Annotated in this window: 16 protein-coding genes; 13 read left to right on the plus strand and 3 right to left on the minus strand. The window is 70.6% G+C overall.

The features are described 5' to 3' along the window. The first annotated feature begins 117 nt into the window (after nucleotides 1-117). From IE185_RS30490 to IE185_RS30505, 4 genes are all read left to right on the plus strand, one after another. Entirely contained in the window at nucleotides 118-546 is a 429-nt protein-coding gene (locus IE185_RS30490; protein WP_189716425.1) for a hypothetical protein, read from the plus strand. 605 nt (nucleotides 547-1,151) lie between these two features. Then, nucleotides 1,152-2,558, plus strand: coding sequence for a replication-relaxation family protein (locus tag IE185_RS30495; RefSeq protein WP_138894432.1), 1,407 nt, complete (start codon nucleotides 1,152-1,154; stop codon nucleotides 2,556-2,558). Between the two features lie 99 nt (nucleotides 2,559-2,657). Continuing rightward, nucleotides 2,658-3,185: a hypothetical protein gene (locus IE185_RS30500; RefSeq protein ID WP_138894433.1), complete on the plus strand. Its 528-nt coding sequence runs from the start codon at nucleotides 2,658-2,660 to the stop codon at nucleotides 3,183-3,185. Nucleotides 3,186-3,279: 94 nt separating this feature from the next. Then, the gene (locus IE185_RS30505; RefSeq protein ID WP_138894434.1) at nucleotides 3,280-3,582 is read left to right on the plus strand and encodes a hypothetical protein; all 303 of its coding nucleotides are present in this window, start codon (nucleotides 3,280-3,282) and stop codon (nucleotides 3,580-3,582) included. 298 nt (nucleotides 3,583-3,880) lie between these two features. On the opposite strand, the gene IE185_RS30510 is transcribed toward IE185_RS30505, so the two are convergent. Beyond that, a complete protein-coding gene (locus IE185_RS30510) occupies nucleotides 3,881-4,327 on the minus strand; it encodes a hypothetical protein (protein WP_170198265.1) in 447 nt (148 codons plus the stop codon). Nucleotides 4,328-4,588: 261 nt separating this feature from the next. Between IE185_RS30510 and IE185_RS30515 the strand changes: the two genes are divergently transcribed. The 9 genes from IE185_RS30515 (at nucleotide 4,589) to IE185_RS30555 (ending at nucleotide 11,498) form a co-directional block, all read left to right on the plus strand. Further along, nucleotides 4,589-6,544 carry a helicase HerA domain-containing protein gene (locus IE185_RS30515; protein WP_138894436.1) on the plus strand — a complete coding sequence of 652 codons (1,956 nt, stop codon included), beginning with the start codon at nucleotides 4,589-4,591 and terminating at the stop codon, nucleotides 6,542-6,544. Nucleotides 6,545-6,654: 110 nt separating this feature from the next. Then, nucleotides 6,655-7,476 carry a hypothetical protein gene (locus tag IE185_RS30520; RefSeq protein ID WP_138894437.1) on the plus strand — a complete coding sequence of 274 codons (822 nt, stop codon included), beginning with the start codon at nucleotides 6,655-6,657 and terminating at the stop codon, nucleotides 7,474-7,476. A gap of 106 nt (nucleotides 7,477-7,582) precedes the next feature. Beyond that, the gene (locus IE185_RS30525) at nucleotides 7,583-8,389 is read left to right on the plus strand and encodes a hypothetical protein (RefSeq protein ID WP_138894438.1); all 807 of its coding nucleotides are present in this window, start codon (nucleotides 7,583-7,585) and stop codon (nucleotides 8,387-8,389) included. Between the two features lie 174 nt (nucleotides 8,390-8,563). Then, nucleotides 8,564-9,088, plus strand: a complete 525-nt coding sequence (locus tag IE185_RS33415) for a hypothetical protein (RefSeq protein WP_229843783.1) — start codon at nucleotides 8,564-8,566, stop codon at nucleotides 9,086-9,088. A gap of 97 nt (nucleotides 9,089-9,185) precedes the next feature. Next, nucleotides 9,186-9,464, plus strand: coding sequence for a hypothetical protein (locus tag IE185_RS30535; RefSeq protein ID WP_138894439.1), 279 nt, complete (start codon nucleotides 9,186-9,188; stop codon nucleotides 9,462-9,464). Then, nucleotides 9,421-9,966: a DUF6879 family protein gene (locus tag IE185_RS30540; protein ID WP_138894440.1), complete on the plus strand. Its 546-nt coding sequence runs from the start codon at nucleotides 9,421-9,423 to the stop codon at nucleotides 9,964-9,966. Before IE185_RS30535 ends, IE185_RS30540 begins: the two co-directional genes overlap by 44 nt. A gap of 16 nt (nucleotides 9,967-9,982) precedes the next feature. Then, on the plus strand, nucleotides 9,983-10,831 hold the full coding sequence (locus IE185_RS30545; protein ID WP_138894441.1) for a helix-turn-helix domain-containing protein: 849 nt from the start codon (nucleotides 9,983-9,985) through the stop codon (nucleotides 10,829-10,831). 95 nt (nucleotides 10,832-10,926) lie between these two features. Next, complete coding sequence (locus IE185_RS30550) at nucleotides 10,927-11,115, plus strand: hypothetical protein (protein ID WP_189716427.1); 189 nt, start codon at nucleotides 10,927-10,929, stop codon at nucleotides 11,113-11,115. After that, nucleotides 11,112-11,498 (plus strand): DUF6415 family natural product biosynthesis protein, encoded by a 387-nt coding sequence (locus tag IE185_RS30555; protein WP_138898673.1) that lies wholly within the window; start codon nucleotides 11,112-11,114, stop codon nucleotides 11,496-11,498. The genes IE185_RS30550 and IE185_RS30555 overlap by 4 nt, the downstream gene beginning before the upstream one ends. A 195-nt stretch (nucleotides 11,499-11,693) precedes the next feature. Here IE185_RS30555 and IE185_RS30560 read toward each other — a convergent pair whose 3' ends face one another. Continuing rightward, nucleotides 11,694-12,050, minus strand: a complete 357-nt coding sequence (locus tag IE185_RS30560; RefSeq protein WP_138898672.1) for a hypothetical protein — start codon at nucleotides 12,048-12,050, stop codon at nucleotides 11,694-11,696. Further along, nucleotides 12,050-14,449: a DEAD/DEAH box helicase gene (locus IE185_RS30565; RefSeq protein WP_138898671.1), complete on the minus strand. Its 2,400-nt coding sequence runs from the start codon at nucleotides 14,447-14,449 to the stop codon at nucleotides 12,050-12,052. The genes IE185_RS30560 and IE185_RS30565 overlap by 1 nt, the downstream gene beginning before the upstream one ends. Nucleotides 14,450-14,877: the final 428 nt, after the last annotated feature.

The following is a 14,877-nucleotide window of genomic DNA, read 5'->3' on the forward strand; positions in this document are numbered from 1 at the left end:
TCGTGCGCAACTCATCGCGCCCTGCGCGCCCCGGTCCGCTCCCGCGCGCCACTGCTCGGTGTGTCCGGTGCGCGTGGCGCGCGGCGGCCGCCGGAGGCCGGGTTCTACGATCCGCGCGTGGGACAGACCCCGGCACAGAAGGCCGCGAAGGCGGCACGCGGGCAGCAGCCGAAGAAGCGGCCCGGCAAGGCGCAGCGCGAGGCGATCAAGCGGGCGCAGGCGGCGAAGAGCAAGGCGGGCGGCGGGAAGCCGGCCGCGAAGAAGGCGGCGGCCAAGAAGACGGTGCCGCTGCCGCGCGGGTTGCTGCGGGCCGCGTACCCGGGCACCTGCCCGGCCTGCTTCAAGGACTACGCCAAGGATGAGGTCATCACGAAGGTGGCCGACGGCTGGGGACACCCCGGCTGCGCGCCCCGGCCGTTGTCGGCAGCCGAGCGGGAGTTCGCCCGGAACAAGGCCCGGATCGAGAGCGGCGAGACGTTCCGCGGCCAGAAGCCCTCGGACTGGCGGCGCGGAGCCTCGCCATCCAGCAGCCGGCCCGCCCGCTGACCTTCGGCCGGGCGGTGTGGCGTCGGCCACGGGCAAATCGGTTGCGCAAGCCGCAACCCGTTGAAAGCGGACGGCGGTCGGGTGGAGCGTCGGACGGCGGACAAGGGGTGATCGAGCAGGGTGGCATCCGTCCCGCACGCGAGACAGATGCGTGTGGGACGGATGAACGCTGCCGACCCCGGCCCGGCCGGGAGGAACGAGGACCTCGTGCCCGCACCCGCCCCTGCGCTGTCCCCGGCCGTCCCTTCCCGCACCGGTGCCGACAGGGCACGATGGAGCCTTGTACACCGCGAGAGCGCTGCCCCGTGGGAGGCGCCCGCGACCGGTCCGCAGAGGTGGGCAAGCCCCGGTGAGCTCCTGTCGCCGCCGCTTGCGTTCCCACTGCCGAAGCCACTTCCGTGCCCGACGTCCGACCAACCGGTATTTCCCCTTGTCAGAGCCGGTTTTCGCGCCCTCCCCGGATTGTCACAACCCTCTTCTCTACTCCTGAACCTGAAAGGAAAGGCAGGGGAGGAGATCATCGGGTCCGGGGGGCCGCCGCCCGTGACGGCGGGGAACACGCTCCCGGCTACGGTGCGGCCGGTGCTGCGGGGAGGGCGAGCCTGATGGCGGGGAAGAGGAAGACGAACGAGGCGGGATCGACCAACGACCTGCGCGCCGACGTGCTGTCCGTGCTCGGGGTGCTCAAGGTCGCGACCGCCGATCAGATACAGCGCCTCGCCTCGCCGCACCTGAGCTACCGGCACACGCTCAAGAAGACGCCGGCCATGCGGAAGGAAGCGCGGACCGCGTCCCATCGCGGGGCGGCGAACGATCTGCGGCGGCACGGCCTGGTCGTCGACGGCGGCCGCACACGCGGCAATGAAGAGGTCCGTATCCTCACCGCGGCCGGGCTGGCCGCCGCCGCGATCGACCTGGACCGTGAGCCGGAGGAGATGGGCGGCATGCCCAAGAGCGCCGGCCGCTCCGGGGCTTCCCATCCGATGACGGTGAACGAGACGGTCATCGCGCTGATCCGCCCGAAGCCCGACCTCGACCTGGTCGTCGGGGAGCCGGCCGAAGCGGTCGCCGCCGCGCAGGCCGCCGTCGACGCCCCGGACGGGATCGGCACCCTCATCTCGTACGCCACCGAGGTCGCGCTCCCGGTGAAGGGCACCTGGAAGAACCCCGCGATCGGCAGCGCGCGGGCCGACGTCGTTGTGACCGCTCCCGGTGACGGGGTGCCACTGCTGTTCATCGAGGTCGACAACTGCACCGAGGAAGCCGATCTCATCGCCGCGAAGTTCGACAAGTACATGCGGTTCTTCCGCAGGCAGGAGAAGGACACCGACGGCAAAGAGAAGCCGATGTGGCGCACCCGCTGGTCCGCGCCCCCGTGGGAGGAGTACGAGCGGGTGCACCCGCCGGTCCTGCTCGTCTTCCATCAGGCCGGCAAGCGCTCCGCGAAGAATCAGATGGAAAGGGTCGCCGACCTGACCCGCTCCCACTGGCAGGGCCGGTGGTACAAGGAACGCGGCTACCACTCCTACGACGGCTGCATCCCCATCGTGGCGACCACCCTGGAGCGGCTGCGCGAGCACGGCCCGGCCGGGCCCGCGTTCTGGCGCTACGGCCGCGACCGCGACCGCCTGGAGCCGTTGCGGGACGCGATCGGCAACCACCGCCGGGACACTTACCTCGCCCGCCGCCGCCAGGCCGCCAGAGAAGAGGAGCGACGCCGCGAGGAAGAGAGAGCCGCAGAGCGGGAGGCGCGGCGGCCGACGTGCGCGGACTGCGGGGCGAAGTTCACCGACGAGCGGTGGCAAGCGGTCGGGTACACCCGCAACCCTGAGTCGCACAAGCACCTGTGCGAGGACTGCCAGAGCCGAGCGGTTGCAGCAGAGCAGCAGGCGAAAGCCGACGAACGTGAGCGCCAGGAGCAGCTTCGCTGGCAGGCAGAGGAAACCGCGGCCCGGGAGGCGGCCGAAGCGGAGGCGAAGAAGAACCGCGGACTGTTCGGCCGCCGTCGGTAGCCGGCGCGCGAGCCGACGGCCGGAGGACGTCTTGTCCGCTGCCGGGCCGGGGCGGAAAGATCAGATGCGGACTATCCACGACCGAGGGGGAAGAACACGGTGAGCAACAAGCTGCTGGCACCGGACGGCTGGCTCGTACTGGGACTGCCCTGGCCGGAGCAGACCCAAGATGGCTGGGGCGAGTGCGCGGTGGCCATCGCCCCGACGATGATCCCCCGCCACCTCGTCAGCAAGGGCGCCGGCATCGCGCTCGATCTCGCCACCGGCCTGGCCCGCGACCCGAAGGACGGGCCGGGCAAAGCGGTCTTCTTCTCCGACGTCACCCTCTGGCTCGACAGGCAGGGCAAGGACTGGGCGGACTTCGGAGCCGACTACGAAGCCGTCATCGACGAACTCGTCAAGGCACCGGTCCCGCAGCTCTACATGACGCTCGTGCAGAAGGCCCATGCCATCCTGTGCGACGCCAGCCGCGACGGGGTGCGCCTGTACTACCCGGGCGGCGACGTCGAACACGTCACCCCGCAGGTACGCGCCGACGTCCACGCCGCCCTCACCACCAGCCTGGAGCGGGACTGGCCGCCCTACATCCAGGGCCTCATCGACCGCGGCGCCCTCCAGACCCAGTAGTCGCGCCGCACACGCCACGGGCCCGGCCTCCACCCAGGCCGGGCCCGCCGCTGTCCCCGGCCGCGCTGTCGGTGGCGACTGGGAGGCTGGTCGGATGAACGCCGATGACGAGCAGCTGCTGCGCGGCCGGGTGTACGGCCACGACCACGACCACCCCAACCCGGGCCCGCTCCCGCACCAGACGTACGCCGTCCTGGTCGGCGGGCCGCTGGACGGACTGCTGCTCGACATCACGGGCTGGCGGCCGGAGGAGATAGAGGACGGCGTCGCCCTGACGACCGAGCTGGGGCGGTGGCCCGGCGGCCGGGCGCTGTACGACCCGCTCCCCGGCGAACCGCGCCCGCCGGGCGGCCCGGGTGTGGTGTGCCGCTTCCACTACTCCGGCGACACGCCCTGACCCACGCGGGTCAGCAGTCGCCGATGCAGTCCGGCGCGTGCAGCACACCACGGGCCGGGCTCCGCCCTCGCGCACCTTCGTCAGAACCAGCTCGAAGGCCGGCGCTCCCCGAGGACCTCGCGGACCGACGACTTCGGCGGCGCTGGCGGAAGCGGCTCGGTGGGGACCTGGTCGTAGTCGACGCCGTCGACCGGCCGCACGTGCTCGGGCGGCCATTGCCTCGTACTGCTTCGCGCGATCTGCCCCGGGGCGAGCCGGGTCGATGGACGACGCGCAAGCGTGGGGCGGGAGCGACGCGCTACGACATGCTGCTGTAGTCCTGCGGCGCCTTGCGCAGGATCGCGACCATTTGTTCCTGGGTGAGCGAGCGGTGCACCGGAGCGGAACAGCTGGCGATCTTCTGGAACAGGACTTCGGCCGGGATCGGGGGGACGTTCGCGAAGAGCGGGTGGTGGTCTGCCCCGGCGCCCTCGCTGAACTCCCGGTGCAGGAGCCAGATGGCCTCGGCAAACATGGGGTAGTTGCTTTCGTGCTTGGCCCAGAGGCATTTCAGCGACTCGAAGCCGGTGTCGCGCTTCACGAAGCCCCACCAGTACGACATCTCGGCGGTCTTGTCCTCGAACTTGTCGTCGTGCTGGTACTGAGTCCAGTCGTTGAGGATCTCCCAGCGCAGTGCGTTGACGATCACTCCGCTCGGTGCGTCGGTCTGCGCCATGTCGGACACGAACCCTTCATCAAAGGACATCCCACCACCGTAGCCACTTCGTGAGTTGGCGACTCCCGATCCGTGACCTCCGCCGGTCCGGAACGCGAAGAATTTCAGGACCGCGCGATGCCTGACGGGTCAGTGCGTCGCAACTTGCACCACTTTGGGATGGTTTTATCTCCTGGTTCGCGGCCTTTATCCACAGGTGAACCGTTCTACGTTCTGCGCCTGAGCGTCGGTGTCCGCTTTTCGCGACACCGTCACGCCCGCACGCAAAACCAGAACGAAGGGCGGACAGCCGTGGCGCAGACGAAGTTCGACAAGCAGGTGGAGAACGACGCCGAATCCCTCGTGTTCGGCATCGGCAGGGTGTTGGCCGGCCGAGACCTGGACGGCGTGAAGCGGACCGACGCCACGTTCTGGCGCTCAGGCACCCGGGTCCTGCCGAAGGTGGAGGGCAAGGTCCGGCGCCGCTCCTACAAGCCCGGGTGGCGCCGCCTGTCCTTCCGCCTCGCCCTCGGCGCGGGCGTCGCGGAGACCGGCTACCTGTCCACCCGGGACCTGGACGCCACCGTGCAGACCGTCCAGGAGCTGTGGGAGAACCGGGAGACGGCCCTCGCCGCGCTGGAGTCCGGCGGGATCGGCGCGGCCTCCGTCCTGACCGTGGGCAGCGCGGCGTACATGGTGCTGACCCGCGAGCGCCGGGAGCTGATGCGCGAGTGGGTGGGTCCGCTGCACGACGCCCTCCACCGGCCGCTCGGGCTGGCGGAGCAGACCGAGCCGCGGCGCTACCTCCACATCCCGAAGAACTTCTCCGACGACGACGCGGAGATACGCATCGACCTGCCCCGTCAGCTGGGCTTCTCCCGTGAGGTCGTCGCCGACCTCATCACCCAGAAGCTCGCCCTCCAGGGCGTCACGTTCTCCTGGCACCCGGAGGGCCGTAAGCCGTACGTGCTGGTGAAGAAGACCCGCAAGCCCCCGGCGAAGGCCCTCTTTAAGGACCCCAAGACGCGGGAGCTGGTGGCCAAGGCCAAGGAGTCCGCGCCCATCATCGGGTTCGGTGCCGGCGGGGGGATCGTCTCCGTCGACCTGGACGCCGAATCCCCGCACATCCTGGTCAACGCCTCCACCGGCGGCGGCAAGTCGGTGACCCTGCGCTGCATCGCCAGCCAGATGCTCCACCACGGCAGCCACGTCTTCGTCCTCGACACCAAGCGGATTTCCCACCCGTGGGCGCGCGGCGTTCCGAACGTCACCTACTGCGCCGACATCGCCGACATCCACGACCAGCTCATCGCGCTCGGCATGGAAGGCCGGCGCCGCACCCGGGTTGCCGACGAACTGGGCATCGGCGCCGACCCCAAAGCCATCGGCCCCCGCCTGTTGATCCTTCTCGAAGAGGTCAACGCGACGATGAAGCAGCTGGCCCGGTACTGGGAGAAGACCCGCGAGTCCGGCGACCCGAAGGTCTCCCCGGCCATCGACGCGCTCAACGAGATCCTCTACATGGGCCGCCAGGTCCGCCTCCACGTCCTCCTGGTCGCCCAGTCCGCGACCGCCCGCGCCCTCGGCGGCCCGGAGGTCCGCGAGCAGTTCTCCACCCGCATCCTGGCCCGCTACAGCGTCAACGCCTGGCGCATGCTCGCCCCCGAGGTCCACCCCGCGCCGAAGTCCACCAAGCACCACGGCCGCGCCCAGGTCGTCAGCGGCGGGTCCGCGCGCGAGACGCAGATCCTCTTCTTCACCGAGGCCGAAGCCCGAGAGTGGGCCAGCACCGGCGCGGCCGCTACCGGTCTCCAGAGCGCGGGCCTTCCCGTAAAGCCGGGCCCGGCGGTGCTGCACCAGCCCGCCGTCCCGCCCGCCGACTCCCTGGCCGACGCCTGGAGCGACCCGGCCCTCCCGCCGGCCACCCTCGATCCGGCACCGGCCGCCGACGTCGACGTCCTCGCCGACGCCTGGAACACCAAGCCCGAGGCCCCGGCCGCCGACCCGGGCAACCCCGCGGCGACGCCGCCGGTGAACCCGGCTCCGGCCCCGGCCGACGACGACCAGGCCGTGGGACTGCGCGAGGCCCACCAGTACCACCTGCCGGACATCACCGTCGCAGCCCTGCGCTACGCCCGCGCCAACGACCGCACCTTCCCCAAGCCGGTCGAAAAGCGCGGCGCCGAACTCCTCTACCGCGCCGGTGACCTCAAGCGCTGGGCCCGCAACCGGCCCCGCGCCGCCACCGGCACCACAGACCTCGACTGACCGCCCCGGGCCGCCCGGCACGGCCCTGTCCGGTCCAGCCGACACGATCCCCCTCGCCCCGGAGAACACCCGGTTCACCGGGCACAGCACAGAAAAGGAACACCGCCACCATGTGGAAGACCACCACGAAGAGCACCCTCCCGCAGCAGCTGCGCCTCACCGACCCGGGTGTCCGCGAGCAGCTGGAAGCGCTGCCCGTCTCCACCGTCCTGGTCGGCCGCGGCACCGACGGACAGCCGGTCTGCATCGACCTGGACAGCGAATCGCCGCACGCTCTGGTCTGCACCGGCGCCGGCGGCGGCGCCTCCACCGCCCTGCGCACCCTGGCCGCCCAGCTCCTGCACCACGGCGGGCACGTCCTGGTCCTCGACGCCAAACGCATCTCCCAGGCGTGGGCGCGTGCCCTGCAGACGGTGACCTACCGCTGCGACATGGCCGACATCCACGACGCTCTGGTCGGCCTCAGCGTCGAACTGAAGCGCCGCATCAGCCACGCCGACGAGCACGGTGACACCGACGACCTGCCCCGGCTGACGGTGGTGTTCGAGGCCGCCGACCACACCCTGCGGCAGCTGGCCCGCCACTGGGACAAGGTCCGCCAGGCGGGCGACCCGAAGACGTCCCCGGCCGTCGACGCGTACGAGGAGATCCTCTTCGTCGGGCGCGAGGCCCGCATCCACATCCTCGCCGGCGCCCAGAGCTACAGCGCCGCGCTGGGACGCGAGCAGTTCTCCACCGTGCTCCTGGGACGGGTCGCCACCCACACCTGGAGGCATGCCGTCCCGCAGGTCACCCCCATCCCCAGGGCCAGCACCCACCCGGGCCGCTTCCACACCGTGCAGGACTCCGCCGCCCACCCCACGCAGGTCCTGTTCATGAGCGAGACCGAAGCCGCCGCGTGGGCCGCCGCCCCGCAGACCGAAGAGGGCTGACTGCCCTTGGGCTGGATCGGGCCCTGTCCGGTCCAGCCGACACGATCCCCTCGTCCTGGTGAACACTCGGTTCACCGGGCACCGCACAGAAGAGGAACACCGCACCATGACGAACACGACCGCGCTCCCGCAGGTGCTGAGCTTCACCGACCCCGGCCTGCGCGAGAAGCTGGAGGCGCTGCCCGATGCGTCGGTACTCATCGGCATCGGCACCGACGGAACGGCGATCGCCGTCGACGTCGACTACGCACCGCACATCCTGGTCTGCACCGGCACCGGCGGCGGCAGCACCACGATCCTGCGCACCCTCACCGCCCAGTTCCTCCACCAGGGCGCCCACGCCCTGGTCCTCGACGGCCCCCTGGTCGCCCACCTCTGGACCAAGGAGCTGCCGACGGTGACGCACCGCGGCAGCGTCGCGGGCATCCACGACGCCCTGACCGGACTCGCCACCGAACTGCAGCGCCGCATCGACCAGGACGGCGTCCTCGACGACGCGCCGCGCCTGGTGGTCGTCCTGGACCGGGCCGACGACACCATGCGGCACCTCGCCAGCTACTGGGAGACCTTCCGGCAGAAGGACGACCCGAAGAAGTCCCCGGCCATCACCGCGCTCGAGGACGTCCTGCACGCGGGACGCCAGGCCCGCATCCACGTCCTCTACAACGGCCGGGTCGTCGGCGGCCTCGCCCCGGCCGCCCGCGAGCAGTTCGCCTCCGTCATCCTTGCGCGGGTCAGCGCGGGCACCTGGCAGCAGCTCGCCCCGATAGCCAGCCCCGCCCCCAAGAGCAGCGCGCACCCGGGCAGCGCCCACGTCGTGAAGGACGGCGCCGCCCACCCGACGCAGGTCCTGCTCATGACCGACGCCGAAGCCGCCGACTGGCTCGCCGCCACGGCGGCCGGGAAGAGCTGACCCAGAGTCGGACACACCACGGGCCCCGGGGGATCAGCCATGACATCCCCGGGGCCCGGTTGGGTTCGCGCTGTCCAACGACCGCGCGGCATGGTCGTTACGCGGCAGCGGCCCCTGTCTACTGGCCAACTCATCTTCTCTCGCACGGCAGTTCCCGCCGATATCCTGCCGGTCATGGGTGGCCTTGATGACGAGATCCGAGCAGCACGTGCCCGCGCAGATACCTGGGCGAGGTCCGATCAGCAGAAAGCCGAGCGGGAGCGGAGCGAGGCGGATGAGGTTCAGCAGCTGCTCGTGGAAGCCGTAGAGCGGCTGAGGCCGTACGGCTCCGAGGTCCTCGTACAGGTGAAGCCCGCACTGTTCCGCGGCGAGTACGCCGCGAACGGCCAGCGCTACCGACGTATCACGCAACAGCGGTGCTGGAAGCTCGTCCGCATGTCCGGCCGCCGACAGGATGAAGACGGCAACCGGGAAGACGACTGGATGGAGTCACCGGTCCTGCTGTTGGAGGACGGTACAGCGGGCCGCTTCTGGCTCGACAACGACATGACCCCGCAGCGCGAGGGCGAGTACGTGTCTTCCCACGCCCCGGATCCGCTCATGAAGCAGACGTTCCTGGACACCGCGAACACCGCACTGCCCGCCCTGGTGAAGCGATACCTGGGCGAAGCCGTCGTGCGCTACGAACGCACCGGTTGAGATTCGCGCCCCGGCCGGGGAGGGGCTCTTGACGTTGGCACCGGCCTGCGGGACTGTCGGCGCAACTACGCGCAACCGACTCACACGGGAGTACGCGATGACGCTACGGTTCGTCGGGATCGACCCCAACACCGGCGGCGAGGGATCACCGACGGTGTGGGTGGAAGAGGAGAGCGCGGACCTGGTCCTCCAGGGCGAGGAAGCCGACGCCCTCCTCCAGGCCCTGGTCGGCTCCACCGAGTGGGTGGCCGGTCACAAGACGGGGATCCCCGCGCACGAGCGGGTGATCCGGATTCCGTTCCGCATGGTGCACATTCTGAGGGAGGCGTGCGATGCCGCTGAACGCGCAGCAGCTCAACACCGCGACGTTCGCTGAGCTGCTCGCCGACACCCACCACACGGCGGTCCACCTGGAGATGCGCGACGTCTACGCCGTCGGTGACGAGACGGACGACTACGCCGCCTTCCTGCGCACCGGCGTCCCGAACCTCGACCCGGCCCGCTCGTTCTGGCCCCAGTGGATGCCGCTCGTCAAGGGCGCGGTCGCCCGCGGCGTGGTGATGCGCCGCGCGCGGATCGTCTCCGAGCCGGTCACCGACTACATCCGCTACGAGCACGCCATCACCCCGCTCAACCTCCAGGCCGGAGAGGACGTGCGCTGGCTGCCCCGCCGCCGCGCCTCCGACATCCCGCTGCCCGGCAACGACTTCTGGCTCCTGGACGGGAAGCTCGTGCAGTTCCACCACTTCACCGGCACCGGCGACTGGGCGACCAACGGCAAGGAGCGCACTGCCGACCCGGCCGCGGCCGCGCTGTGCGCCACCGCGTTCGAGACCGTGTGGGAACGCGGCGTCCCGCACGAGAAGTACACCGTCTAGGCCCCTGAGCAGCCCCATGACCGCCTCCCCATCGTCCAGCGCACAGGCAGCCCGTGCGGCACTGGCTGTGCGCCTACAGCACATGCGCAAAGACGCCGGCCTCTCCGGGAAGGAGCTCTCCGCCCGGTGCGGCTGGCACCCGGCGAAGACGACCAGGATCCAGAAGGGCGACGCCCCGCCCTCGGACACCGACATCCGGGCCTGGTGCGCGGCGTGCGACGCGGACGACCAGGCCGACGACCTCATCGCCACCGCCCGCGCCGTCGACTCGATGTACATGGAGTGGCGCCGCCTGCACAAGGACGGGATGCGCAAGGTCCAACAGGACTGGTTCGACCTCCACCAGCAAACCCGCATCTGCCGCGTCTACCTCTCCAACGTGCCGCCCGGCTTCCTCCAGACCCCGGCGTTCGCGACCGCCCTCATGAACCAGATCACGACCTTCCAGGGCACGCCGAACGACGTCGCCGAAGCCGTCGCCGCCCGGGTCGCGCGCTCCCGGTTCCTCTACGAAGGCGGGCACCGCTACGTCGTCCTCATCGAGGAGTCCGTCCTGCGCTTCCGCACCGCCGACCCCGAGGCGATGCGCGGGCAGCTGCGCCACCTCCTGGCGGTGATGCCGCTCGCGTCGCTCTCGCTGGGGATCATCCCGTTCACCGCGCAGCGCACTGTGTGGCCGCTGGAAGCGTTCTACGTCCACGACGACACCATGGCTGTGGTGGAGACGCTGACGGCGGAGATCAAGGTGACGCAGCCGCGCGAGCTCGCCGACTACGCGAAGGCGTTCGCCGGCCTCGCGAAGATGGCCGTCTACGGCGACGACGCCCGCGCCCTCATCACGGCCGCGATCGACGCCCTGGAGTGAACCTCCCGCAATTACCCGCAATCTCGTTGAAGAACGGACCGCCGTCTCCGTAGCGTCGAACGACACCGACACCCCAGCAACGGAGGCGGTGCCCCATGAGCGAACCCACACCCGCCGGCCCCCGACCGGAAGCCCCCGGCCTCCAGCCGCCCGACTTCGGCCGGCCCTCCCCGGCGCTGATCGCCCGCGCCGACCGCGGCTACGCCCGCTTCCTCGCCGTCCAGGCCCCGGACGCCAGCACCGGCGGCCACGACCAGGACGACGACGCGGCGGGCGCCCGATGAGCGACACCCACGTCGTGCTCTACGACCCCCTCGGGCTGATCGAGGCCGAACTCCCGCTAGACCGCGTCCCGTACGAGGCACTCGTTACCGCCGTCCTCGCGTGGAAGGACCCGGACCTCCAACCCCGCGACTACGAGCAGATCGCCCTCCAGCTGACCGGGCACGCCCGCGCGGTGGCCTCCGACGTCCGGCGCTACGCCGCGGCCCTGCCGAAGAACGACGGCCGGGGCGCCCTCGCCGAAGTCGTCCTCCGCGAAGCCGACAGCCGCCTGTCCGCCCCACTGGAGCGCACCGCGCGCTGCGCCCAGAACCGCGCCCGGCTCGTGCGGGCCCTCTACACGCGGCTGGACCGCCTCACCGAACCCGCCCCGGCCGCCACGTAGTTCGGCCGGAGGACCGCGCCCAAGATCTCAGGCCCTACACGCACACCAGTGCGATGCCACCACCTCCAGGCCCCCGGCATCGCACTTGAGTGCGTGTAGGCCCTGGGCACGGTGCCGCCGACCCGGGTCAGCGAAAGACCCCCGGGCCGCACACCACGCCCGGGGGTCCTGCCTGCCAGCGTCACGCCGCTGCACTCACCAGTCGTCGGGCGCGCTGCCCACCCACGCGACCGGCCGGCCCTCGCTGTTGCGGCCCCAGTGCGGTTCCTCCATCGACGTCTCGTGCCCGTCGCCCAGGACACAGATCCGCCCCCAGCGGCCGTGCTTGCCCGGACAGATCCCGGCGAGCCGGGCGGCGTCGCCGTCGCGCACGGCCTGGTCGTACCGGTCCTGGAACGGCTGGAGGCGGGCGCACAGCTCCATCCCGAGCTCCGTCTCCGCCGCCTCGACCTGCGCCCGCGCCTCCTGCACCCCAGGGTCGGACAGCAGAGCCGAGATGACGTCCTCCGCCTCCGCGAAGGCCCGGGTGCGGCCGTGCTCGCCGGTGGTCATCACGCTGCCCCCTCCGTCGCCGCCCACTCCAGCCCGAGCGCGGCGAGCGCCTGGAGCTTGTCGGCGGTCAGCTTGTCCCGGCGGCTCTTGCTGTTGCTGAGGAACACCCCGAGCTTCACCTCGCTCCCGTCCTCAAGTCGCTCTACGTGGGCCCTGGGGACCTTCACAGAGCCCACGCGGGCCTTGTACCGCTCCAGGGCCGCCACGCCCTTCTCAAAGGCGCTCACAGCCTTCTTGGGGGCCTTGACGGGCTCCGCCTGCTCCGGGGGCAGCGGCACGACGCCGACCGCCTCCAGGAGCTCACGCTGCCCCTCCATCAGCTGTGTCCAGACCGTGTGCTGACGCTGCCTCGCCAGCCACTTGCCCACGTCCATGCCGTGGACGGTGAAGCCGGGCAGGACGTCGGAGTGGTCGTCCTCGTCCGTCAGCAGCTCCCGCAGCGCGGCGTAGTGCCGCTGCCACTCCGCCGGCCACGCGGGGTCCCAGTGCTCATCCACGGCCTCCAGCGCCGTCCTCCACTCCGGGCGATCGGCCAGCGCACCCGGGCGGCGCAGGTTGGACAGCCACTGCCCCACCGGCCGGTCCAGCATCGTCGCGGACCGGGGCGCGCACAGCGTCCAGTGCTCCGCGAAGTACGCCTTGGCGGCCTCCAGGTTCTCCTGGAACCGCTCATCCGCCACGCTCCACACCATGCCCAGCTTCTCCAGCCGCTGCGCCCGCCTGCCGGTCATCTGCCCGGCGCCGTACGCCCGCCGCTGCTCCGCGACCCAGGCTCCGAGCGGGAACGCGCCCTCCTTGAACCCGTACGGAACCCTGGCGTGAAGCTCACGCTCCGCGAACGTCTTGAGCGCGGACCAGCCGCGCGCCCAGTCCTGGCGTTCGGTGTCGATCACGTTGAACGACACCCAGTCCGCGACCATCACCGGGTCACGCGGAGCCGCAAAACGGAGCAGGAGACGGGATTCTTCCTTATCGTCATCGGGCGGCGGACCGATGTACTCGGACGGCTGCACCATGTCCTTCTGCGGCTCCTGTGGAATCGCGAGCAATTCCACGGCCTCTTCGTCGTGCGCGCGCAGACCCTCCAATACCTTCACCAAAGGTCGATACGATCCCGAGGTGAACATATCCTCCGGCTCCTCATCAGCCTTGAGGAATACCGGCACGATCAGGGAGGCAAGTTTTCCTTGTCCCGGCTTTTGCCGCAGCGCCCGGCCGATGGCCTGGACGATGTCGTGCGGGGCGCCCTTGGGGTCCAGGAGGGCCACGGAGTCCACCGCCCGGATGTCGACGCCCTCACCCAGGACACGGCAGTTCGAGAGCACCGCGCGCCGCGCGGTGGAGCCGAACTCGCCCAGGACGCCCCGCCGGCGCTCGGGGACGTGCTCACCGCACAGCCAGTCCGCCCAGATCGCCGACGGGTACTTCTCCGGCTGGTCCGCGTGCAGCCGCTTCGCGACCCGCTCCAGGCCCTTCGCGTACGCCTCGGCCTCTATCGTCCGGTGGTGGAAGGTGATGCACGTCTGGAGCTGGTGCTGCTCCATGGTGTGCAGCAGCGCCGCCTGGAGCGCCCCGAGGCGCTCACCGCGCACCTTCTCGCTGTGCCGCTCCTCGCCCATCAGCCGCTCGGGCGTGACGACCGGGTCCTTCAGCTCCAGGACGATGATCTGGTACCGCGCCAGCAGCTTGCGCGACACGGCCGACGCCAACGAGAGCTTGTAGAGGACCGGCCCGAAGACCTTCTCGTCGTCCATGGAGGCCGCCATCTCACGCGGCAGCGGGTCACGCACCCCCTCCGCGACCTCGCGGTTCAGCCGCTCCTCCCAGATCCGCGGCGTGGCCGTCAGGTACAGCCGGCGGTGTGACGGGATGACGCCCTGGTTGTGGACGTCGGCCCACGCCTTACCCATCGAGCCACTTGTCCTGTGGGCCTCATCGACCACCGTGAGGTCCATCGGGGCCAGCTGCTGCCCGTAGGCGCCCTCGAAAGCCTCCGCCAGAACACCGAGGCTGGCGTACGTCCCGAAGATGGTGACCGGCCCCGAGCTGTGCCACAGAGCCAGCTGCACGGGGTTCGTGGTGGAGCGCACCTTGAGGTTCCACAGCTCCGGGTCGTCGGTGAGGCTGCACACCGCGACCGCCGGCCCCGTGTGCCCAGCGCCGCGCCATGCCTGCACCGTCTGGGTCAGAAGGTCCAGCGTCGGCACCAGGACGAGAATGCGGCCCTTGGGCACAATGCGCTTCGCCGACGTCGCCGCAATGATGGTCTTTCCCGTGCCACACGCGGCGTGCACCTGCCCGCGAAGGCCATTCACGGGGATACCGCCCGGCGGGATATCGAAGCCCCGCACGATTGCGGCAACGGCCTCGATCTGGTGGTCACGCAACTTCACGGCCATTTCCCGTGTTCTCCTTCGTGGAATGTCGCGCGTAATCAGAATGGAAGGTCCCGGCGCGATGATGTGGCCCGGGGTTGTGGTGTCTGGTCACAAACACTACACAGGCAGGGCACGTGATGCATCATCCGCGCGCCAACTTTCACCCCCAGGGTGATACATGGCCGAATCTCACCCCGAAGCGGCCGGTTATCCTGTATGCTGATGGGGTATTGGTGAGCTTGACCGGGCGGTTTCAAGGGTGGGGGAGTGGTCAGGGTGGAGCGCAGCGGAACCCTTCACTGCGGTGAGGCCGGCACCCGATCAGGTCGACAGTCCGTCACATCCGTTGCGGGGGTGGTGGCCAGGAACCCCAAGCCCTACACAGGGCCGCGCGTGATGCACCTCCCCTTGCTGCCAGCCCCAGCGACCGTGCTTGCGCGGTCGCCTGC

Source organism: Streptomyces chryseus (assembly GCF_014650755.1).
Lineage (GTDB): Bacteria > Actinomycetota > Actinomycetes > Streptomycetales > Streptomycetaceae > Streptomyces > Streptomyces chryseus.